General features: G+C 44.6%; 17 protein-coding genes. 9 read left to right on the plus strand and 8 right to left on the minus strand.

Translation table 11 applies throughout. The features are described 5' to 3' along the window. The first annotated feature begins 28 nt into the window (after positions 1-28). Positions 29-250 carry a hypothetical protein gene (locus N5E84_RS04710; RefSeq protein ID WP_019282565.1) on the plus strand — a complete coding sequence of 74 codons (222 nt, stop codon included), beginning with the start codon at positions 29-31 and terminating at the stop codon, positions 248-250. Positions 251-272: 22 nt separating this feature from the next. Here the strand turns inward: N5E84_RS04710 and pilW are convergent, their stop codons facing one another. Both pilW and metA read right to left on the minus strand, forming a co-directional pair. Further along, the gene (gene pilW / locus N5E84_RS04715) at positions 273-986 is read right to left on the minus strand and encodes a type IV pilus biogenesis/stability protein PilW (RefSeq protein ID WP_019282564.1); all 714 of its coding nucleotides are present in this window, start codon (positions 984-986) and stop codon (positions 273-275) included. 145 nt (positions 987-1131) lie between these two features. Beyond that, positions 1132-2073, minus strand: coding sequence for a homoserine O-succinyltransferase (gene metA, locus N5E84_RS04720; RefSeq protein WP_013856656.1), 942 nt, complete (start codon positions 2071-2073; stop codon positions 1132-1134). A gap of 137 nt (positions 2074-2210) precedes the next feature. On the opposite strand from metA, the gene N5E84_RS04725 reads away from it, so the two are divergent. Beyond that, positions 2211-2585: an ATP-binding protein gene (locus N5E84_RS04725; protein WP_029388298.1), complete on the plus strand. Its 375-nt coding sequence runs from the start codon at positions 2211-2213 to the stop codon at positions 2583-2585. Positions 2586-2589: 4 nt separating this feature from the next. Here the strand turns inward: N5E84_RS04725 and N5E84_RS04730 are convergent, their stop codons facing one another. The 5 genes from N5E84_RS04730 to N5E84_RS04750 all read right to left on the minus strand — a co-directional run bounded on the left by N5E84_RS04730 (position 2590) and on the right by N5E84_RS04750 (position 7679). Beyond that, positions 2590-3726, minus strand: coding sequence for an ABC transporter permease (locus N5E84_RS04730; protein ID WP_019282562.1), 1137 nt, complete (start codon positions 3724-3726; stop codon positions 2590-2592). Next, positions 3719-4867 (minus strand): ABC transporter permease, encoded by a 1149-nt coding sequence (locus N5E84_RS04735; protein WP_069211970.1) that lies wholly within the window; start codon positions 4865-4867, stop codon positions 3719-3721. Before N5E84_RS04735 ends, N5E84_RS04730 begins: the two co-directional genes overlap by 8 nt. Before the next feature lie 5 nt (positions 4868-4872). Then, positions 4873-5847 (minus strand): HlyD family secretion protein, encoded by a 975-nt coding sequence (locus N5E84_RS04740; protein WP_019282561.1) that lies wholly within the window; start codon positions 5845-5847, stop codon positions 4873-4875. Continuing rightward, a complete protein-coding gene (locus tag N5E84_RS04745; protein ID WP_069211971.1) occupies positions 5844-7280 on the minus strand; it encodes a TolC family protein in 1437 nt (478 codons plus the stop codon). The genes N5E84_RS04740 and N5E84_RS04745 overlap by 4 nt, the downstream gene beginning before the upstream one ends. A 144-nt stretch (positions 7281-7424) precedes the next feature. Next, a complete protein-coding gene (locus tag N5E84_RS04750) occupies positions 7425-7679 on the minus strand; it encodes a hypothetical protein (RefSeq protein WP_013856662.1) in 255 nt (84 codons plus the stop codon). Between the two features lie 360 nt (positions 7680-8039). Here N5E84_RS04750 and N5E84_RS04755 point away from each other — a divergent pair, with 360 nt between their 5' ends. From N5E84_RS04755 to N5E84_RS04785, 7 genes are all read left to right on the plus strand, one after another. Then, positions 8040-9659, plus strand: a complete 1620-nt coding sequence (locus tag N5E84_RS04755) for a sensor histidine kinase (protein WP_019282560.1) — start codon at positions 8040-8042, stop codon at positions 9657-9659. Then, the gene (locus N5E84_RS04760; protein ID WP_013856664.1) at positions 9656-10336 is read left to right on the plus strand and encodes a response regulator; all 681 of its coding nucleotides are present in this window, start codon (positions 9656-9658) and stop codon (positions 10334-10336) included. Before N5E84_RS04755 ends, N5E84_RS04760 begins: the two co-directional genes overlap by 4 nt. Positions 10337-10493: 157 nt before the next feature. Further along, positions 10494-11273: a substrate-binding periplasmic protein gene (locus tag N5E84_RS04765; RefSeq protein WP_019282559.1), complete on the plus strand. Its 780-nt coding sequence runs from the start codon at positions 10494-10496 to the stop codon at positions 11271-11273. Positions 11274-11297: 24 nt separating this feature from the next. After that, the gene (locus tag N5E84_RS04770) at positions 11298-12272 is read left to right on the plus strand and encodes a chemotaxis protein (RefSeq protein WP_026027355.1); all 975 of its coding nucleotides are present in this window, start codon (positions 11298-11300) and stop codon (positions 12270-12272) included. Positions 12273-12432: 160 nt separating this feature from the next. Then, on the plus strand, positions 12433-13251 hold the full coding sequence (locus N5E84_RS04775; protein ID WP_019282558.1) for a hypothetical protein: 819 nt from the start codon (positions 12433-12435) through the stop codon (positions 13249-13251). Positions 13252-13641: 390 nt separating this feature from the next. After that, positions 13642-19683, plus strand: a complete 6042-nt coding sequence (gene pulA, locus N5E84_RS04780; protein ID WP_019282557.1) for a pullulanase-type alpha-1,6-glucosidase — start codon at positions 13642-13644, stop codon at positions 19681-19683. A gap of 319 nt (positions 19684-20002) precedes the next feature. Beyond that, a complete protein-coding gene (locus N5E84_RS04785) occupies positions 20003-20674 on the plus strand; it encodes a DUF2726 domain-containing protein (RefSeq protein ID WP_019282556.1) in 672 nt (223 codons plus the stop codon). Here N5E84_RS04785 and N5E84_RS04790 read toward each other — a convergent pair. Next, positions 20662-21723 (minus strand): GGDEF domain-containing protein, encoded by a 1062-nt coding sequence (locus tag N5E84_RS04790; RefSeq protein WP_019282555.1) that lies wholly within the window; start codon positions 21721-21723, stop codon positions 20662-20664. The genes N5E84_RS04785 and N5E84_RS04790 overlap by 13 nt on opposite strands. Positions 21724-21939: the final 216 nt, after the last annotated feature.

A 21939-nucleotide genomic window follows, 5' to 3' on the forward strand; every position in this document is an offset into this window, starting at 1 on the left:
GTTGAGATAGCAATAGAAGGAGTAAGGTATGGACTTTGACCTTTATTTACCTTGCCAACCTGACTGGATCTGCCAGCCCTTCGCTTATCTGTTTGCCTTGCTTGCGATGATTGGGCTTGGGTTTTTTATTCGTATTATCTATCGCGAATATCAAAAAATTCAGCGCGCTCAGAAAGTCAGACGTCTTCGCCGTATCCAGTATCGTGACCGTACTGGTGGCAAAGACGGTAGACCCACCAATATCAAATAACCCTTGCCCTAGTAATACGATGTTAGGAAAAGGTATCGAGCGCCGCTTGATATTTTTTCTCTAACGCTTTATTTCCTGCCTTTTTCTCTAACTCTACCAATAATTGAAGCGATGTTTTTTGGTTACCGTAGCGCTGATTAAATTGCATCAAGCGGATGCGAGCTTGCGTGTATTGTTGAGCGTCAATTTCCAATTTAGCTAATTGCAGCAATGAACGAGCTCGATTAGGGTCATGGTCTAATGTTTTTGCAAAATAGTAGTGCGCTTGTTCTTTATCGCCAGATTTTAACGCGCAAAAGGCTGCGTTCTCATAGCTTGCAGGGACAAGGTAATAATAGGGTTGAGCAATGGCGCGGTTAAAATATTCATCGGCTTTTTGATATTCGCCCTGCTTGCACAAAAATGTGCCGTAGTTATTGAGAATATTGCCATTTTTGGGATGGGCGCGAAGCGCGGTTTGATAGGTTTTACGTGTGGCCTCTGTTTCACCGACAGTTTCGTAGTAGTGAGCCATCGCAAGTTGCGATCGATAGTAAGTTGGCGCATGTTGTGTGGCTTTTTCTAGGTTCTCACGCGCTTTGCTCATGTTGCCATTTTCTAAATAGCCTAGGCCGAGCGCAATGCGAGATTCGGCCATTTCAACCGGATCCGCTTTTACTTCAGGCTCACCTTTTTCGTTCACGGTGACACAGGCCGATAACGTGAACATTATCAATATCATCAGTACTTTTTTCATTATCTGCAGCTCCTAAATGGCTTAGACGCATGATAAGGAAATCAGAAGATTGAGGGAGAAAGAGCAGAGAAGAATGCGAGTCAGTATGCACTATGTTTGATGAAAACCTGAACACCTCATTACTGAGATGATCAGGCATGAAACACTAATCGTCTTTGGTAAATTTATCTTCGCTAAAGTGTTCAAGGTCGTAAGGTGTTTGTTGGTAAACACAGTAGTTTAACCAGTTTGCAAACAGCAAGTGACCGTGGCTTCGCCAACTGGCGACTGGCTTATTATCTGGGTTGTCATTGGGGTAGTAGTTGACTGGGATTGCGGGTTCCATCCCTTCACCTAAATCTCGAATATATTCACCATGCAGTGTATGTGCGTCGTACTCAGGGTGACCTGTGACAAACACGTTACGTTTGTCTTTGGTTGAGGCTAAGTACACACCCGCCACATCAGAGGTGGCGAGAATATCTAAATTCGTATGTTCGGCTAAGTATTCTGGTGAGAAATCAGCATAACGAGAATGGGGCGCTAAAAAGGTGTCGTCAAAGCCGCGTAATATCGGATGAAAGGGATGGTGGATTTCATGATGATAAACGCCCGATAATTTTTCTTTGCGAGTTCGTTTGGGTAGATTGTAGAGCAGTTTTAGCCCCGCTTGCGCTGCCCAGCAAACGTAGAGTGTGGAAGTGACGTGATTTTTAGCCCATTCCATCACGCTTTTTAAGTGTTCCCAATAAATCACATCTTCAAATTGAACCAACCCCAAAGGCGCTCCAGTGATGATGAGCCCGTCGAAGTTGCGATTTTTTACCATCTCAAATTGACGGTAAAAGTTCTCCAAATGCTCAGTGGGGGTATTTTTACTTGGGCGCTCATCAATTCTCAGTAATTCAATATCCACTTGCAGCGGAGTATTGGATAACAGGCGTAAAAACTGAGTCTCGGTTTCGATTTTCTTCGGCATTAAATTCAAAATCAAAACTTTCAGTGGACGGATGCCCTGTGTGGCGGCACGTGTTTCTGACATCACGAAAATGTTTTCATGACGCAGTACATCACCAGCAGGCAGTTGGTCTGGGATCTTAATCGGCACAGCTTTCTCCCTAAGCTATTTTTGGACGTCTATACTGCCGAACTTAACTCAATCAAAACCAGATGTCGATAGCAAAATGAATCTTGCTGTGAAATTGGTTACTATTGGATATCCGTTTACTTACCTGTTGGATACACATGGCGCTAACCTTAACTTTGATCAGGGGATTACCCGGCTCAGGCAAAAGCACCTTAGCAAGGACGCTACATGCAAAACATTTTGAAGCGGATATGTATTTTATCAATGAGAAAGGCAACTATTGTTATCAGCCAGATAAAATCGAGCAAGCTCATCGGTGGTGTCAACAGCAAGTGGAGCGCTGTTTAGCGCAAGGTGAGGACGTTGTTGTGGCGAATACTTTTGTTCGACATTGGGAGATGCGAGCTTACCAGCAGTTGGCTAAACGTTACCATGCAACCTTAGTGATTAATGTTTGCCGTGCGCAATACCAGAATGTTCATGGTATCGATGATGCCACTGTTGAGCGTATGCGTCAGCAGTGGCAGGAATGATTAATTAACGCTTCCGCTGGAGTTGGTAAAAAGCAAGGGCTCCCCAACCAAACACTTGCACCCACAAGATCCCCCACTGAGTGCTGATTTGATCCCATGATGCGCCCATTTGGTTCAAACTGAGAAAACTCTGAATGGCAGGCGTACTTGGAAAGAGGTTGGATATCCAAATGATAGGGCGTGGAATTGCTTCTAACGGCCAAATAAAACCAACTGAAAAAATCAGTGGCATTGAGCTGATTAATACCACTAACGTCACCAATTCTCGCCGCGGTGTAACTGAACCAAGCCAAATGCCGCATAGGCAAGAGGCCAGTAAGAAAGGCAGTAGAAGTAGCAATAAATGCCCCGCACTGGCGAGGGTGTTGACACCATGTGAGGTAAAACTGGCACCAAAGTAGTACATGCTGAGTAGATAATAAACAGCAACAAGGACAATGCTGCGTACCAATATTAATCGTAGCGGTGTGGTATGACTCCAATAGCCATTTCCGTGCTTTTGTGTTCCGCCCATTAATCCTGCCGCCATGATCATGGTTTGTTGTAAGATCAAAACAAACACCGCTGGGACAACGTAATCAACATAACCCATGCGTGGGTTAAAGGTCGGTTTTAGGTTGATGCTTGTGGCGGAATAGTGCTGAGCGGCCAGAGAAAGCGGTTCTCCTTCCATCACTAAACGTGACACTTTACTTTTCGCGGCTAAGGTTCCACCAGCTTGCGATAAGCCCTCAACGATGGTGCCGTACACTAGAAAGTAAGAGGCATCGCCAGCGTAGGCCAGTGTTGGACTTTTTCCAAGTAGTAGGTCTTTATAAAAATGTTCAGGAATCACTAAAATACCGCTAACTTTGCGGTTAAGAAAAGCCTGCTTGGCATCTTCAATGGTACTGTCTCGTTGAATCACTTTGACTTGTGGCGTTGCGTCAACCATGCGTTCTAGTTGGTAACTGGCTTGGCTTTTATCGAGATTGACAATCGAGAGTGTCTGCTCGCGTGGAGTTTGCTGCGTATAAGGCAAAGGGTATAAAAAGGAGTAAAAAACCACGCCACCAAAGACAGTCAACAGCACTACAGGGTTAGTGAATAGCGCTTTTAGCTCTGCTTTAAGTAGAGCAATGAATCGCGTAGTTTCAGTCATGGTTGATTCGCTCGGCTTGCTTGTGTTTACGGATAAGAATCAAAGTGAGCAGCAACGGCAATGCATAGCCCAGCATTGGCACTAAATACTTAAGTGATGACAGCAATTCAGCGTTATAACTTACTTGGCTTACTTGCACTTCAATGTAGTGACTCACTGGTAGCAGGCTTCGCCACCACTGCGCTAGAGTATTCATATCCGTCACTGGGAACGTAATGCCCATAAACGCAAAACTTGGTGCGGTAAAAGCGCCAGCAAAACTCATCGCTCTTGCCGGATCGAGTGTTAGAAAGAAAAAGAGTGCGCCCATGATCATACAGGCGAGCGTCATTGCAAGTTGTGCGATAATCAATAGAGCAAAACTGCCGTGCATTGGCCACATTAATATTTGATAAAACCAGATTAAAAAACCAATCCCTTGCAACATAAAAATCGGCAGATAACGCATCAATGTTAGCGTTAAAATTCGTAATGGCTTTTCTCCAAGCCACGTTTGCAAACCAAAGTGACGATGGTTTGCTGCCAAAATCATAATGGTACTGACCACGACAACGATTTGCCAAAGAGCGGGTATAACCGCCGAGACTAAAAATTGCGCATAGTTTGTATTGAGATTAAACAGGGGCGTAATCTGTGTCCTGATTGGTACGGCTCGCCCCATCGCACTCAATGTGGTTTGTTGGCTAGTCGCTAGGTTTTTTACGACATCCACTTGGGCATTGAACGTACTTTGTGCTTGAACAATAGCAGAGTTGATCAATCGTCCAACCAAAATGTATTGGCTATTGAAGAAGGTCGATACTTGTGGCTGCTCACCACGAAATATTGATTTATCAAATTGATACGGAATGACAACGTACGCGTAAATGTCACTTTCAATTAACGCAGTTTTGGCTTGATTGACATCTTGGAACTGGTGCGTGACTGCCATGGTCGAGGTTGCATCGAAATCTCTTATCAATTGACGTGACAATTGGCTGTGAGACAAATCGACCACGCCAATCGGCAGATCGCGCACTATCCCTTGTGAAAAAATCCACCAAATACTGAATGCCAATACTATTGGTATCCAGCTTAGGCTAGACAATAGCCAAGGGTCATGGCGCAGCAGAGGCCATTGAGGGCGAACCTGAATCGACATAAGGCTTATAGCTCAACCACTAAACTCATTCCCATACGCAAACCTTCGACAGGTGTGGTAGGGCGAGCTTCGATTTCAAAGGTGCGTAAATCAAACCCTTGTGAGGCGTCTGTTGATCGCCACGTGGCGAAATCACCCATCACTGCAATGTGGGAAACGATAAATTCTACTTTGGCTTCTAAAGCAGGTAAGTAAGCCGTAAATGTTGTGCCTTTCGTAAAATGCTTGAGTTTATCTTCGCGTACGTTGAGTACCGCCCATGAGTCTTGGGTATCCACGACAGTGACGACAGGGAAGCCCTGTGGAGCCAGTTCGCCGCTTTGCAGCAGTACTTGGGACACTTCACCGTCAAACCAACTCTCAATTTTAGTGTCCGCGGCATAAGCTTCAACTTCCGCTACGGCACCAGCAGCCATACGTTCTTTTTCCGCGGCAGCGAGTTTAGTTTCAGAGCGTGCGCCTTCTTTGGTCATTTGATACATCTGAAAAGCGGCGCTTTCAGTATATTTAGCGGCCTGCCATTGGGTATTCGCTTCATCACGCTTTTGTTCAGCGACGACACCATCACGGTAAAGATTATTGACACGCAAATAGGTCTTTTCCATTAAATCCGCTGCGGCTTTGGCTTTAAGCCATTGATCTTTTGCCGCTTGGATTTGCTGATCGCGTGCGCCTGTTTCTGCTTCTTTAGCCAGTGCGCCCGCCGCTTTTTGACCCGCAATCGCTTGATCTAATTTAGCTTCAATTTCAGGGCTGTGCAGCGTGAAAATGAGCTGGCCACGTTCAACGCTATCGCCTTTGCGCACCAGTACCTGATCAATACGGCCGGGAACTTTTGAGGAAATACTGTATTGTTGAGATTCAATTTGACCTTGTAAGCGGACAGGTTTAGGTTGAGATGCTTGGTAAAAGCGATAGCCTACCCAAGAGATCGCCACCACAGCAGCAAGAGCAATCAGTGTTGGTTTTACGGCTTTCATAAGGCATCCTTTTGAGCAGGTGATTCGTGAGTCATTGATGAGTGCAACAAAATCGCTGATTGTGTGTAGATAGGGAAAGTATTCATTTCACTGGTCAATGCCAGTAACTTATTTAAAGAAAGTAAGTAGTTGAAGCTGGCTAATGACTGTTGCGTTTTTATACTAGCAAGGTAGAGTTCTGCATCCACCACATCTAAAGACGTTGCTAAACCCTGACTGAATGCCTTTTGGCGTAGGTTCAGGTTTTCATTAGCCAGTGTGAGACTTGAGTTTAGTCCCATCACTTCTTCCAATGCTTGTTCGGCTTCCAAATAGGTTTTTTCCACCAACACGCTCAAATCTTGCTTAGCTTGCGCCTTTAAGTAACGTACTTGTGAAACTGCGCTGTGCGCTGCTTTGACTTGATCGCTGCGACCCGATGTTTCAATTAACGGAATGTTGACCCCAACACCCACTAACCAATCCGGTTTCATTTGGCTGGCCAGCGAATCGTCTTCATGTAGGCTGTAATCACCGTAAAGGTAGACTTCTGGATAGTATTTGCCTTGTTCAGCTTTGATCAAGCTGCTTGCTTGCTTTTCTTTTGCTTCAAGTAGTGCCAAGCCCGGATAGGTATTGAGCGTTTGCTCCACAAAAACAGAGAGCGGCGGTAAACGGTCATTGACAAACAGTGAACCACTTGGCTCGACTTTTTCTGTTTGACCTAGAATTTGGGTTAGTGCGCTTTGGGCAATATCTAAGGTTTTTTGTGCTTTTTTGCGTTCAACCGTTGCTTTATCTAATGAGGCTTCAGCTTGTAGCCGTTCCACATGGGCAATTTGTCCTTGTTGCTCTAACTTTAGTGCGTTATCACGGTGCTTGGTTAACCCTTGCTCAACGGCTTGGCGAGTCACTAAAACCTCTTTTGCCAAAAGAACACTAAAGTAATATTTGCTCAAGTCTTCATAGCGCGCTTGTGTTTCCATTGCGAGCTGGCTTTGTGCTTCTTCTTTTTTACCTTCCGCAGCGGCTTGTGCGGCGCTGATCCGTCCGCCTGTAAAAATGGGCCAAATAGCGCGAATCGAAGAGCTGAAAATATCACGTTCGGTGATGGTTGATGTGATGGAGCCTGCACTGGCGAGTATCGGTCCTAAAACTGGCTCCAAAGATGATGGGATAGATTGCCCAGTGCTATCGAATATCTGCTTTCTTGACAAAGTAACATCTTGGTCTAAACGCGTGTAGTTTGCACCAATAGAAACAGCAGGCAAATTGAGACTGTCTGTGGAATTTTCAATATGCTGATAGCGTTCGACATTTGCCCGCCCAGCGGCAAGTGAATTATTGCTCTGTTGCAAAAGATCCCATGCTTGTTGAAAGGAAATCGGCGCGGCGAAAGAAGGGGCTGCACCAAGCAGAGTAAAGACGAATAGGCTGAGTGTTTTCGCTTTCATGCTAAGCTCGAGTAATAATAATTAGAGTTAATGCTCTAGTTTTTTGCTGCGGAAGTCAACAGTGAGATGGGTTGAAATGTCGAAACAACAGCAAGTGATATGCGCTAGCATGAAGCGCATATCATCAAAATTCAATATTTAAATTTAATACTTATGGTAAGAAGGGCAGAGATAATCGGCCCGCCAAACCAATTTTTTACTACCTCTCACGTTTGTACTACCTTGCATCGTGGTCAGCACGTCCTTACCCGACATCTGCGGGAAAGCGAGTAGCACTCTCAGGTCATCATTTGACTCAGTCGCTATTTCTTCATAAGCCCGAACATGAGTAAAGGTTGACTGTAAATGGTTAAACAGCATATCTCGGGAAAGGCAAATTCCAAAGGCATCGCGTTTCATTGTAAGTGTCCTTCTGACAATGTTATGAATGGAATCGATAGCAATTGGTATGGTTATTATAGGGCTATCTTTTTGTGAGGTTTCCTCATCATCTTCTTCACTGCACAATTAGTATACAAATGCTTTGGCATTATAAGATAAAATTTTTCTAAAATAGGCGTGATATAGATCACGAAATAGCTATGATAATTTTTTATAAAACCTTGTGCATATTCTGCTTGGCAAGTCTTCGAAATAGATTGCAATAAAACGAACCAAAATGGTGCGTGGAATGCGTAGCATTGTTCACAGTTATTCGTTTCTCTCTTCGCTCAAATGTTAAATAAGTGTTAGCTTGTATACAGAGTTAAAGAGGGATTTATGGTGTGGAGTCGTATCAGTTTTCGTAAGCGTATGCTGATCATAATGACCCTTTCAGGGTTGATTGAATTACTGCTGTTAGTTGCCGCTGGTTTTGTGTACATCAAACATTCTCAAGAAGAAGAGATGGGCTTAAAGGCCTTAGGGGTTGCTTCATTTCTTGCACAAACTCCATCAGTGGTCGATATGCTTGAATCTGGTAGTGGGGTGGATCACCAACAGCGTTATCGAGAGTTAACAAAATTAATCGGTGCAACCTTCATTGTTATCGGCGATCAATATGGGATCCGCTTAGTCCACCCTGTTGATGAACGAATTGGTCTTCCCATGAAAGGGGGAGATAACGATCAAGCTTTGCTACATGGTGAGTCATACGTTTCTTTTGCTCAGGGTTCATTGGGTAAATCCGTGCGTGGAAAATCGGCGGTAAAAAATGCCCAAGGACAGATCGTTGGTGTGGTGTCAGTTGGTTACTTAATAGAACGACTACAAGATAAAATCGAACCTTTTCTTATCTACCTAATTGGGATGGCACTACTGGTAGTGCTGGCGAATGCTGTACTTTCCAGCTACGCCTCACGCCGTTTTCAGAAAGCGATACTCGGTTTTGAACCAGAAGAGATTGGCCGATTGTATGTCGAACTCGATGTCACCATGAGTACCTTAAAAGAAGGAATTTTAAGTATTGATGAGGCGGGTATTCTTCGTTCCATTAATAAAAGTGCGTGTGAGATTTTGGCGATTAACCGAGAGAAAGCGCTGAATCAACCACTTTCTCTTTTTCTGCCTGAAAGTGATCTCATGAGTGTTATTGAAAGTGGCACGCCTGATCACGACATCGAGCTGTACCTCAATCAACAACGTCTGATCGCCAATCGAAGTCCGATTATTGTTGACGGTAAAGTGGTTGGGGCGGTGTCCAGCTTCCGCCTCCGAGATGAAATCAACGAGTTAACTGAGCAACTCTCCCAAACCAAAGAGTATGCTGAAATGCTTCGCTCTCAAACTCACGAACATCGCAACAAACTCAACACCATCAGTGGGCTTGTACAGATGGGAGAGCTGGAAGCGGTTCAGCATTTAATCGGCCAAGAAACGGCTCATTACCAATCGCTCATTGAATTTCTACGTGAGACAGTTAGAGATCCACTCATTGCCGGAATGCTGCTGGGTAAAACTGAGCGAGCTCGTGAACTTGGTTTGGAGTTAGTCGTTGAAGAGGGATCGCGTCTAGAACCTTTGCCGCAGCGTATCAATGCCGAAGATATCGTCACTATCTTGGGTAACCTGATTGACAATGCATTTGATGCGACACTCACGATGATCCGCAATGAAAAACGGGTGACACAAGAACGACGCATCATTGAAGTGTCACTCAGCGATTATGGTGCCGAAATTATTCTTGAAGTGGATGATAAAGGGTGTGGTTTACCCGAACAAATGTCGCCACAGCAATTATGGCAAAAGGGAGTCTCTAGCAAAGCAAAACATAACCGAGGTGTGGGTTTACACCTGGTAAAACAGTTAGCTGATCGCTATCAAGGGCAGCTAGAAATGAAAAGTAATCAAGATGTTGGAACAAGAGTTACGGTTTATCTGCCTAAGGAAGAACAAGTATGAATACCCGTGTCATGATCATTGAAGATGATATCGCGATTGCGCAATTACATCATCGTTACCTGACACAAATTGAGGGATTTGAAGTCATTGGCATTGCAACGACTCACGCCGATGCCCAATTGCAGTTAGATATCCTCAAACCCGATTTAGTATTGCTGGATGTTTATCTACCGGATGGTACGGGGCTCGATCTCTTACAGAAAGTTCGAGGCAACAACCAAGGCTGTGATGTGATTTTGATTACTGCAGCGCGCGATGTTGAGACGCTACAACAGGCAATGCGTGGTGGCGTAGTTGATTACTTGCTCAAGCCAGTAATGTTTCCCCGTCTTGAATCGGCATTGAAGAAATACCAAACCCAACAATTAGAACTGGGTTCCGTGGCTGATGTTGACCAAAACGTAGTTGATAAAATGTTGACAGCCAATACCAGTGAGCTTCCCACTCATCTGCGTCTTCCTAAAGGAATTGATGGGGTTACGCTAGACAAAATACGCCATCTTTTTAACACACCATGCAGTTTGACCGCGGACGAAGCGGGAGAAAAAATTGGCGCAAGTCGAACCACGGCAAGGCGTTATCTGGAATATTTAATCAGCAGTGGTGAGCTAACCGCCGACTTAAATTACGGCACGGTTGGTCGCCCGGAGCGTTGCTATAAAAAAGTTGTACGTTAGGCCGAGAGATTTAATGGGTTAACCGCATGAAATTTAATGCTATTTAATCACGTCGTTCGTATTGTTGATGATGAATGCTTGCGATCAACTAGACGGCGTTTCAAACCCCATCTAAAGTTTAAAGACAAAAGGCAGATAACATCATGTAGGAGAGAGGATGAACGTAATCAAATATCTGCGTACTATTCTACCTATGTGGCTAATCAGTGTGTTGGCATCATCACCTGCTTATCCCGCTAGTCTTGAAACACTAACGTATTATACAGAGGCCTACCCCCCTTTTAATTTTATGAATCAGGGCAAAATCACTGGAATTTCGGTTGATTTACTTCAAGAAGCCGCTACATTCTCAGGGCATGAGGTGTTATTGAGCCAAATCGTATTGCAACCGTGGGCTCGTTCTTACCGCTCTGCCATCTTGAAAAAAGACGGGGTACTTTTCTCAACAACAAGGACGTCACATAGAGAAGAGTTATTTCATTGGGTAGGTCCAATTGATGAGATTAAAGTGGCGGTAATTGCTCGTAAAGGTAGTAATATCAAACTTGGAGAGCCTTTAGAAATTACCTCTTATAAAATTGGGGTAATAAAAGACGATGTCGGTGAACAGATGCTATTGCAGTATGGTGTTCCAAGAGATTCCATGCAAGAAGCGACCGATGTCACTATGCTTGCAGAGCAGTTAGTGAAAAAACGTATTGATTTGATCGCTTACGATGAGCGCTCAGCTCATTGGTGGATAAAGCAAGCAGGGTATGTACCCGATCAATTTGAAACGATTTATGTGTTAAAGCAGGGATTACTTTACTATGCTTTTAACAAAAATGTAGACCAAGCCCTACTAGACGATTTACAAATGGGTATTGATAAAGTAAAGAACACAGTTAATGAAGACGGTGTTAATCGATATCAAGCCATATTAAACAAATACCAATAACCATTCTTAAGATTAGTGACCAGTATGAGCAACCCAAGTAGTACAATTTTGACAGAGAGTGGTACCAACGAACTTGAGATTATTGAGTTCCATTTAGAAAAGGTACTGCCAGATGGACGCACGAAAACCTGCTATTACGGCATTAACGTTGCGAAAGTTAGGGAAGTGATACAAGTTCCTGATACCACCGATTATCCCAATGCTCAGCCGCATATGATCGGTGTATTTTCGTCACGTGATGTACTGACTCCGTTAGTTGATCTTGCCGGTTGGCTTGGTGTGCCTACTAATCCAAGCCTTGATCGAAAGTTTGTTATCGTGACGGATTTTAACCGCATGACCAATGGCTTTTTGATTGACAGCATTAGTCGTATTCACCGTATTTCTTGGAACGATGTTGAATCGCCGAGTCAGTTTTTAGAAGCGGGTGAGCAAGATTGCGTCGTGGCGGTTGTGCGCAAAGATGGCAACCTGATCATGATTTTGGATTTTGAGAAAATCATCGCTGACATCAACCCTGAATTGAGTATGGAAAAATACGATGTCACGGTGGACAGATCGGTCGACCTCAACCAAAAAATGATCAGCAAACGTAATGCGAAAACCATCATGGTGGTGGATGATTCGGCGTTTATCCGAAGCTTAATACAAGATACATTAAGCTCTGCAGGCTACAACATTATTGCGTGTAAAGACGGTGGTGAAGCCTATGAGAAATTGATGGAAATTGAAAAAGTAGCCAAGTCCGAAAACGTACCCGTGACAGAGTTAGTGAATGCGATCGTAACGGATGTAGAAATGCCGCGCATGGATGGTATGCACTTGTTGAAGCGCTTGCGTGACAGCGAAACTTATAAAACAACGCCGATAGTGATGTTCTCCTCGATCATGAGTGATGATAACCGAGCAAAAGCATTAGCACTGGGTGCTGATGATACCTTGACCAAACCCGAAATTGGCAAAATGGTCACCCTGATGGATAAGTATGTGTTTGCTTGATGTTAGAGTTGCCTATCTTTAGTCAGTAAAGGAGAGCCTCATATGAGGCTCTTTTTACTTATCACCAGCCACATCTTTTATTTGCAATCGAATACCACCGCACATAAACCAATCAAAGGGGCTATAGTTTAGATAGGAAAATATTTTGGAGGTAGGCAGTATGAAGCGAACAAGTAATATGCGAATTACTATGCTGATTTTCTTGGGTTCTATTGCTTTACACACCCAAGTATTTGCATCAGAAATGTCGTTAACCTTACATTTGCCAACACTACAAAATAATACTCATGTTTATTATCATGAGTTATTGCAAAAATCGCTTGAGGAGCAGGGGGTTAAGGTTAATATAATTATTACGCCGGATCATGTACCTCAAAAACGAATTAGTAAAATGGTTGAAAATAATCAATTATCACTGATGTGGTTTTTACAAACTCAAGAACGAGATGAGCGTTATGCGGGCATAAATGTTCCATTGACCAAAGGACTGATTGGTAAACGTATTTTGTTGATTCCACCTCAATTACAACGAACGTTTGATACTATTCATTCGCTTAATGATTTACAAAAAGCGGGATTAACCGCTGGGTTAGGCGTTAATTGGTATGATGTTGAGGTCTGGCGCAATAATAGCTTAAAAGTGTATCAACAAGACGGTGAATGGCGAAATCTCTATCAAAAACTATCTGCAGAAGGGCCGATTCACTATTTTCCAAGAGGTATGAATGAAATTTCCGATGAAGCTAAATCACTTCCGTATCTGGCCATTGAACAGCGCTTGATATTGCAATATCAAAGCGATTTCATTTTTTATCTTAGCCAAGAAACAGAACGCTACCAGCCGATCATTGATCGCGCTCTACGCAAAGCTCAAAACAGTGGCTTAATGGATAAATTGATTGAAAAACATTGGGGTAACAGTTTAGAAGCACTGCACCCTGAAAGTCGTACCATCATTCATTTAGATATCCCTCAATAGGCTATTTTTAGGTTCAATACTTGGCTATTTTTTTATGTTCAGTACTTAGCTATGGGACTAAGATCAAACTCTATTAGATTGGTCAAAATGTAATATTCTTTCACACTTTATCATTCCTCATTCTACGCTTTGTCTTTCCGATCACGTTTTTATCTTGCTCTCTCTGCTTTCCTTTCATCTCATTTACCCTGAGCGTGAGTGAACTCTGTGTTTTTCTTCTCCTCCCTTGGCTCTACGCCCTGAGAGCAAAATGGCAAGGGGGAGGTAATTGGCAGTGTCAAAATTATAACGTTAGCTTAGGTAGATATAGGCATATGTCTACTGATTTATAGGTTTTCTGCCAGCAGTGAGAGCAGGACGAGCACTAACGTTATAAAACGGATTACAACAATGAAAACAAACCTAACGAGAATGACTTTAGCGTTTGCTTCAATTGGTATGCTAGCGGGTTGTAATGACTCGTTAGACGTTCAAGTCATGGATGGGTATTTAACCAATGCCCAAGTTTGGCTGGATGTGAACGGCAATCGTCAATTTGAACAAAACGGACCTCAAGCGTATACCGACCAAAAAGGTATCGCAAAAATTAACGTGGCGGGGCTGCGTGGTGACGTCAAAAATTATTATCTGATGGCTTCTGTCATCAAGGGAAAAACCGTTGACCAAGATATTCCCACCGTCAAAGCGGCGCGCAATTATTTAATGATGGCGCCAGCAAATTATCCAGTGATCAGCCCTTTTACGACTTACCTCAGCGTGCAGATGCAAAATGGTAAGCGAGAGAGTAAAGCATTGGCTGAGCTGAAAAAGGCGCTGCGTATTCCAACTCTGGATGTCAAAGCGGATTATGTCGATAACCACATCTTGGTTGCTCAATCTGCTAAAGCGCTAGCGCAACTGCTACCTGCTACTATCGATGACTCCAGCTTGCCTGAATTGGCCAATACCTTGAAAAAAGCCAGTAAACGGTTTGGCGATGAGATCAAAAAAGCACAGCGAGAAAAGAGCGATATTCGCGATAAAACACTGATGCTTGAAAATGGTGAGCCTGTTATTGGCTTTGATAGCGATAGAGATGGCGTAGCCGATTTGATTGACCACTTTCCTTACGACATCCAAGAGAGTATTGACTCCGATAATGATGGCATTGGCGATCACGCAGACCTAGACGATGACAACGATGGCTGGCCTGATGAAACTGAATTGCGATTAGGGACAGATCCTTATGACGCCTTAAGCTTTGCTGCCGATCTCGATGGCGATGGCATTGCGGATGTCGAAGATGATGATATTGATGGTGATGGGTGGAGCAACGCCGATGAAGCGCGTTTAGGAACGGACGCCAATGATGTTTCAAGCGTTCCTGCTGATCTTGATAGTGACGGTATTGCCGATAACGAAGATGACGATATTGATGGTGACGGTGTGATCAACGCGCAGGATGTATTCCCACGAGATCGCTTAGAAAGCCTTGATACCAATAACGATGGGCTAGGGGATTTTGCCTCAAGCGACGATGACGGTGATGGCATCCCCGACAGCATTGATCCACAACCGAAACAGGCGGATAACTCGACAACCGAGCCGACCCCAACTTATCAAGAAGCGATTATTTACTACCTGCGTGATGACAATAATTATGACGGCTGGGGACTACACCTTTGGAACAACGGTAGCTGTGATTCTGTTTCTGAATCTGCGCTTAATGGCGTGGATTGGGGAAATCCTTACTTAGCCTCAGAAATCGACCCGATTTATGGAGCGATATATCGCATTCCACTTAAAGCAGAACATGGCAACTGCATGAATTTTATTGTGCACAGTGGCAATGATAAAGCGCTGGGCGGCGATGATTTAGTGCTGGATTTTGTCAAAGGCAATACGCTTTATACGCGCCACGGTAGTGCGGTATTGAACTACTCTCCGAATGAGCAAATTCAAGTTGCCATTGAGGGCGCAGCTGCACATTGGCTTGCGGTAAATCAACTGGCGTGGTTCGATCACAGCGAAGCGGCAAGCTATGAGCTTTGGAGCCGCGCGCAAGGCAATGGTGATATCGCCCATCCTGAACAATTCATTCATTACCCATTAGCCTTGTCAGGCGTGACCAATAATGCGCATTTCCCACATTTAGCGGGTCGTACCGCCTTCACATTGGATGTGAGCAATGAACAAGCTAAAGCGCTGCTGAAAACTCAGCTACTGACAGTGGCGAGAGATGCTGAAGGTAAAGTACTGGTTGCAACAAAAGTACAGATCCCAGGAATAGTCGATAATCTTTACACGGCTGGCAGCGATGATGCCGATGAAGCGAAATTTGGCGCTTGGATAGACGGTGATAGCGCGCATTTTGCGCTATGGGCTCCGACTGCGCAGCAAGTGGAGTTGTATCTGTATGATCAAGATAAAACCCTTCGCAGTACCTCCCCTCAGCCGATGGTTGAAGATCCAAACACCGGAGTTTGGCACTATCAAGGTGAGCGCTCGCTGAAAAACAGTTTCTATCGTTACCGTGTGCAGGCCTACCATCCTAAAACGGCGCAACTTGAATGGATGATGACGACTGATCCGTATTCGCAATCACTCAGCACATCCAGCCTTTATTCTCAATTGGTGGACTTAACCGCAGCAGAGTCAAAACCGGACGGTTGGGATGCTCAAATTATTCCTGAACTGAGTCATCCTGAAGATAACATTCTTTATGAACTACACATTCGTGACTTCAGCAACAGTGATAGCAAAGGAACAGCGGAATACAACGGTAAATACCTTGCCTTCTTGGAAGAAGAACGTGACAGTGTTGCGCACCTGAAAAGTTTAAAACAAGCGGGTTTAACCACCATTCACTTACTGCCAAGCTATGATTTAGCGTCGATTCCAGAAGATGAGCAAAAGCGGGTCGATCTTAATGATACGGTCGCAAAACTGTGTGGTATTAACCTGCAAGCGTCGCTCTGTTCTGATGGCACGTCGATGAGCGCGACTATACTTTCTTTGTTGGAAAAAACCGACCCGAATACACCGCAAGCACAGGCATTACTTGCGGATGTGCGGCCGCTTGACAGCTTCAACTGGGGTTATGATCCATTCCATTACAGCGCGCCAGAAGGCAGTTATGCGGTGCAAAGTGATGGTGTGTCACGGGTGAAAGAGTACCGCCAAATGGTGCAAAAACTGCATCAGCTTGGTTTTCGAGTCGTGCAAGATGTGGTCTACAACCATACCTACTCGTCAGGTTTGTATGACAAATCAGTACTGGATAAAACCGTGCCCGGTTATTACCACCGCTTGAACCCCATCACAGGTGCGGTTGAAAATTCTAGCTGCTGTGACAATACCGCTTCAGAAAACCGTATGTTCGAGAAACTGGTGGCCGATAGCGTCACGATGTGGGCGCAAGATTACAAAATCGACGGTTTCCGTTTCGATCTTATGGGACACTTGATGAAATCAAGCATGCTCAAGATTTATGAGGCGGCGAAAACGGTTGATCCTGACACTTGGTTCTATGGTGAAGGCTGGAACTTTGGTGAAGTCGCCAACGGTGCCAGAGGCGAAAATGCCACGCAATGGCCAATGGCTGGAACGGGAATAGGGACTTATAACGACCGCTTACGTGACGGTGTGCGTGGCGGTGGTCCATTTGATAGCGGTGAGGCGTTATTAACCACTCCGGGTTTTGCTAATGCAGGTGATCGATTTAGTGATGAGCTGAAATCGAAAATGGACTTAATTCGCTATGGCATGGCTGGCAATTTACAAGCCTATCCATTGCAAACCGCCAGCGGCATGACAGTGCTTGGCCGTGATTTCCAATACGGTGGCCAAGGCGCGGCCTATACACTTGACCCACAAGAGTCGATTAACTACGTCTCTAAACACGACAATCAAACCCTGTGGGACTTCAACCAATATAAAGCAAAAGCAGAAACCAGCTCAGCGGATAGAGCGCGCATGCAGATCATTGGTCTTGCGCCAGTAATGCTTGGGCAAGGTGTTCCTTTCTTCCATATGGGTTCAGAACTACTTCGCTCAAAATCGATGGCGCGCGACAGTTACGACAGTGGTGATTGGTACAACCGTGTTGACTTTAGCAAGCAGACCAACAACTGGAATGTCGGCTTGCCAAGAGCAGACAAAGATCAGGCCAACTGGAGTGCGATTCAAAGTGTGATAGCCAACCCCAATACGGTAGCTTCCGCGCAAGATATCGTATGGACAGACAATGCCTTCAAAGCCTTGCTGGCGATTCGTGCGCAAACACCGTTGCTCAAGCTAATCTCTGAGCAAGAAGTGTTAAATCGTGTTCGTTTCCATAATACGGGGCCAAATGCTCAGCCTGGCATGATAGTGATGTCGGTGAATGATGGTGTTTCAGCCGGTGCGGATCTCGACCCTAACGTTGAGGCCATCGTTGTCGCCATCAACGCTAATAGCGTCGAGCAAAGTGTGGTCATTCCGAACGCGCAGCGCTTTGAATTACATCCTGTTTTACGCACAGCACAAGATGTGCGCGTCAAAGAGAGCCAGTTTAACAATGGCCGCTTTACCGTTCCAGCCTTAACGGCGGCAGTATTTGTGATGCCGCAGCAGGGCGAGCAGGGTGCTGGCTTAAGCATTGATGCGCCACCAATTGATGTGGCACCTTATGGTTCAACCACGGTGTACGTGCGTGGTTCGATGAACGGTTGGGGAGTTTCAAATCCATTATCCTATCAGCAAAATGGTCTCTACACGTTTGAAGGTTATCTGACTCCCGGAGTGTATGAATTCAAAATTGCTTCTGAAGATTGGAGCACACTAAACCTGGGTTTTGGTGGCTTTAATATAGCTAGCGGTTCCGCGACATTGGAAAATGCAGGAAATGGCAATATCAAGCTTACCGTAACAGAGCAAGGTGTTTGGAAGTTCACACTGGATGCATCCAACAGATCGCAACTGGTGGTTGGCGTTGTGGATACAGGTGTTGACTACGCGTGTTATCAAGATAATAACCCCGCTTGTGATTTGCGAATCTATCAAGTGATGGTGGAATCCTTTGTTGATGGAGATTCAAACGCTGATTACGGCGTTGGTTACGGCAACTCGCACCACCGTGGTGATTTGCAAGGCATCATCAATAGCTTGGATTATATTGCTAGCTTGAACGTTAATGCGTTGTGGTTAACGCCAGTATTTGATTCCTGTGCGGGTCAAAATGGCGATGATAAGCTTGACGCTACTGGCTATTTTGCGTGTGATTATTTCAACGTAGATCCTAACTTTGGCAGCAACGCTAAGCTAAAAGAGCTGATTGATCGTGCGCATGACAAAGGGCTGTACGTGTTATTGGATGGCGTATTTGGTCACACAAGCTCTGTTGGCGTGAAAGCGTCACCGAGCGGCAAGTTGCCTCAGCTTCATGACGGGGAAAGTGGTTATCCGGGCAAGTTGGTCACTTATCCTAGCCAAGCGAGTGAGGCATTTTTCACTGAAGTTGCCAGCTACTGGATCCGTGAGTTTGGCATTGATGGCTGGCGTTTAGACCAAGCGTATCAAGTCCCGCTTGAGAGTTGGCGTTCGCTGCGTGCTGCGGTTGAACAAGCATCGCAAGATAACCTCAATGCAGGGAAATCATGGGGCACATTAGGCTATATGGTCGGTGAAGTATGGCAAGGGGCTGATGACATTACCCTAACTGCGTATGGCAGTGATGCAAACCCAGCGCTCTCCTCAGCCTTCAACTTTCCTTTACGCTATGGTGTAATGCAAGCACTAGCCGTGGAAGAATCTGGCGCAAGCGGTAGCGCTCTGAGTCTAGAAGCCAGTTGGAATAACCGAGCGAAATCGCCTTATCATGCCATGCCAAATCTAATGTTAGGTAATCATGATTTGGTTCGCTTTGGTGACCTGATCCAACGAGGTAATTTAGGCGATTATTATGTGCGACATCTTGCCGCGTTCAGTTTTCTTGCTGCTTATTCTGGGCCAATCACGCTTTACTATGGTGAAGAGATTGGGGATGAAGTCGAAAACTTTGCAGCGCAAGTGACACAAAATTGTGCCGCTGTTGGTTTGTGTGATGATCACGTTGCTCGTTCTAGTGGCAAAGTAGATGGTTCAAGCTTGTCACCACAACAGCAAGCGCTGAAAAACAGCGTCAGTCAATTAATGCTACTGCGCAGCCAATACCCGTCACTGGCTAAAGGGGAGCGGCGTAATGTGTGGATTGACGAGAGTTTGTACGCGGATCTTAAAGTGTACGGTGATGAGCAGATCCTCTATGTGCTGAACACCAGCACTGCGGAGCGGAGATTATCTCTTGATATGGGAAGCGTAAAAGCTGCGACTCAATTGAAGGATTTAATGACTGAAGAGACGATCGCCACGCAAATCGGCACAACGACAATCATCGTTCCGGCTTTAACTGGTCGCTTACTTCGACTGGATTAATCGTTAAAGCAATAAAAGCTCGCTACGGCGAGCTTTTTCCTTCTCTACTTTTTCCTACTAAGGCTCTCATTAATGAGCCTCTCGTTTGGTCATTGTCCATTGACAGAAAACACAAGTTGCGACATTTCACTCATTGGCGTAGCTTATCAACCTGAATGGCACTCTGGTACACATTCTAGATTCAGCTTACAAGAGAGCCTGCTGCCATGTGGATTAGGTCACCCTCTTCAACAAATCCATAGTAATAAACTGGCCTTTGGGCGGTACTTCGTTTATTAATTAGCGAGTTAGCTAATTACTTCAACATGGTTTTTATCGTATGACCAATATTTTTATCATTGTTGCACTGCTGGTGCTGTTTTTTGTCTTTATCCAAAAGTACGTGATCAAACACGACGATACCAAAGATTACGCTTATAAGAAGAAGGGGGCGTTACTCAATATGTCGGAAGGCGCCTTTCATAACGCGCTGAAAGCTGCAGTAGGGGAACACGGTGTGGTGTTGGCTAAAGTTTCAATGGCCAACGTGGTTACCCCAGCGGCGAACTTGAATAAAAAGCAGTGGTTTATCGCCAATAACCGAATCGCCAAAAACTATTTTGATTTTGTGGTGTGCGATGCAAGAACCTTAGAGCCGCGAGTGATCATCGAGTTGGATAATGGAAAAGAACTGCATAAAGGCAAGGTTGAGCGTGAAAAACTGCTGATGCATGTGTGTAAGTCTGCCAACATTCCATTGATTGGTGCGAACATCAAACACAGCTACCAAGTGAGCAAACTTAGAAGGTTACTGGCTGCACATATCGATCTGATTGAAACCGATAAAGAAGTGCGTTTTTGCAAAAAATGTGGCAGCCCAATGGTGATAAAAATTGCCAGCCAAGGCGAATTCAAAGGCCGACGATTCTTTACGTGTAGCCGTCAACCACAGTGTACCTATACTGAAAATTATAATGTGGTGTATGAAGTCGGAGAGGATCAAGAACTCTGAGAAGCCCAAAGTGTCGCATCATTTTTGCTGTCATTGACTTGGCAAATACGAACTTGGTTACGTCCATTTTTCTTCGCTTTATAAAGCTCAACATCGGCTAATTTCAGTAGCATATCCAACTTGTCACCTTCACGGTATTCACAAATACCGACACTTAAGGTCAGTTGGATTCGCTTCGAGCCATAAGCGTACAAATGTTGATTAATCGCTTCGCGTAATTTTTCTCCCACATGTTCGGCTTGCGCGATACTGTTATTAAACAAAGTCACACAAAACTCCTCCCCGCCGATACGGTAGAGGTTATCGTCGCCCACAATTTGAGACATTACCTGCGCCGTATCGATCAGCACCTTATCACCGGCATCATGCCCATGGGTGTCATTGACTTGCTTAAAATAATCAAGGTCAATCACCAGAAGACATAAAGTGGTATCTACCTTATTTTGCACAAAGTGAGCGAAGGCATGAGTGAGTGCTAAACGATTGTGAGAGCCCGTCAACGCATCACGAGAAGCAAGATAGCGTAGTGAGTTTTCGGTTTTTTTACGGCTAGATTCAAAAATATGAGCCACTGTCCAAATTCCGCAGTAGCAAAGAAGCAGATTGATCATCAACGGGACTGGATCATAAGCTTCATTCCATAAGGCTTGATAATAAATGTTGAACAGTTGCGGAATGAGTGCGATGCCCGTAGCGAGGCGGCCATGCTTAACCCCTAGCAATAGGTAAAAAAGTACTGGAAAAAAGGTGGTCCATAAAAATAGACCATTACTTAAAGGCTGGATAAAAGTCCCTGCGCTGATAATAAAGATCAGAAAATAAACGTAGACACGAATGTGAGTGACTGAATGTGCTTGTTGTTTTGCAATCAAGTAAACGTAATAGGAGTAACACATGAAGATAAATTCTAATGCTGCTAGCCCGTAGCTGTAAGTGTAAAAAACGTTAAATAGGACGAAGAAAAATGCAATAGCGGTTAACAGTAAGCTTAACCCACAAAGTACAGAGGCTCTCAAATGATGAGAATGGTTGAATAATCGCGCATCCATGTTACGTCACCGTATTGCATATCGAAGATATTGATAAAGGTTATAGTACGAGATAATTGGTCCGAATCAATGGATAATCTCACATAACTTATACAATGAAATAAATTGGACAGCTTACACCTATTGTTGATCCGGTTATTGTGCTTAAACCCAGAGTTGTGAATAAAAAACAGACAAGCTGGTGATAGATAAGCCAACTGGCTCAAAAACAAAGAA

The sequence above is a fragment of the Vibrio sp. J502 genome (assembly GCF_025397955.1).
Lineage (GTDB): Bacteria > Pseudomonadota > Gammaproteobacteria > Enterobacterales > Vibrionaceae > Vibrio > Vibrio anguillarum.

What these genes read in the sequence shown, in the direction of transcription:
- N5E84_RS04760 (WP_013856664.1), top strand. Translation starts at nt 9,656, where the DNA reads ATGAATACCCGTGTCATGATCATTGAAGATGATATCGCGATTGCGCAA.
- N5E84_RS04710 (WP_019282565.1), top strand. Translation starts at nt 29, where the DNA reads ATGGACTTTGACCTTTATTTACCTTGCCAACCTGACTGGATCTGCCAG.
- N5E84_RS04785 (WP_019282556.1), top strand. Translation starts at nt 20,003, where the DNA reads ATGACCAATATTTTTATCATTGTTGCACTGCTGGTGCTGTTTTTTGTC.
- N5E84_RS04765 (WP_019282559.1), top strand. Translation starts at nt 10,494, where the DNA reads ATGAACGTAATCAAATATCTGCGTACTATTCTACCTATGTGGCTAATC.
- N5E84_RS04735 (WP_069211970.1), bottom strand. Translation starts at nt 4,867, where the DNA reads ATGTCGATTCAGGTTCGCCCTCAATGGCCTCTGCTGCGCCATGACCCT.
- N5E84_RS04745 (WP_069211971.1), bottom strand. Translation starts at nt 7,280, where the DNA reads ATGAAAGCGAAAACACTCAGCCTATTCGTCTTTACTCTGCTTGGTGCA.
- N5E84_RS04725 (WP_029388298.1), top strand. Translation starts at nt 2,211, where the DNA reads ATGGCGCTAACCTTAACTTTGATCAGGGGATTACCCGGCTCAGGCAAA.
- N5E84_RS04775 (WP_019282558.1), top strand. Translation starts at nt 12,433, where the DNA reads ATGAAGCGAACAAGTAATATGCGAATTACTATGCTGATTTTCTTGGGT.
- N5E84_RS04790 (WP_019282555.1), bottom strand. Translation starts at nt 21,723, where the DNA reads ATGGATGCGCGATTATTCAACCATTCTCATCATTTGAGAGCCTCTGTA.
- N5E84_RS04770 (WP_026027355.1), top strand. Translation starts at nt 11,298, where the DNA reads ATGAGCAACCCAAGTAGTACAATTTTGACAGAGAGTGGTACCAACGAA.
- pilW (WP_019282564.1), bottom strand. Translation starts at nt 986, where the DNA reads ATGAAAAAAGTACTGATGATATTGATAATGTTCACGTTATCGGCCTGT.
- pulA (WP_019282557.1), top strand. Translation starts at nt 13,642, where the DNA reads ATGAAAACAAACCTAACGAGAATGACTTTAGCGTTTGCTTCAATTGGT.
- N5E84_RS04740 (WP_019282561.1), bottom strand. Translation starts at nt 5,847, where the DNA reads ATGAAAGCCGTAAAACCAACACTGATTGCTCTTGCTGCTGTGGTGGCG.
- N5E84_RS04750 (WP_013856662.1), bottom strand. Translation starts at nt 7,679, where the DNA reads ATGAAACGCGATGCCTTTGGAATTTGCCTTTCCCGAGATATGCTGTTT.
- N5E84_RS04755 (WP_019282560.1), top strand. Translation starts at nt 8,040, where the DNA reads ATGGTGTGGAGTCGTATCAGTTTTCGTAAGCGTATGCTGATCATAATG.
- N5E84_RS04730 (WP_019282562.1), bottom strand. Translation starts at nt 3,726, where the DNA reads ATGACTGAAACTACGCGATTCATTGCTCTACTTAAAGCAGAGCTAAAA.